Source organism: Brevibacterium sp. FAM 24630, assembly GCF_049804075.1.
GTDB lineage: Bacteria > Actinomycetota > Actinomycetes > Actinomycetales > Brevibacteriaceae > Brevibacterium.
This window is the reverse complement of the sequence record NZ_JBNBZD010000097.1, coordinates 1-255: the sequence shown is the minus strand read 5'-3', so window position 1 is coordinate 255 and position 255 is coordinate 1. Positions and strand designations below refer to the sequence as shown.

Annotated in this window: 1 protein-coding gene; it reads right to left on the bottom strand. The window is 62.4% G+C overall.

Features of this window, described 5'->3' with window-relative positions:
* A partial coding sequence (locus ACPUD7_RS17885; protein ID WP_425120664.1) for a transposase occupies nucleotides 1-255 on the bottom strand: 255 nt, incomplete at both ends.

Sequence of the window (255 nt, the reverse complement as noted above, 5' to 3'; positions counted from 1 at the left end):
ACGCTGCGAATGCCGAGAGGAATAGCGCCCGTTTGAGGACTTTGTTGCCACGGCGGGACGAATGATCACCACGGATCGACGTCCCCGATCGCCACGTCACCGGTGCCAAACCGGCGTAAGAGGCCAAGTGCCCGGCAGTGGCGAAGTCCTTGCCCACGACCTCGGTCAGGATCCTCGCCGCTGTCCTGACGCCGACTGCCGGCATCGATGTCAGGAGCTCGAAAAGAGGATGCGATTCCACCAACTCCTCGATCC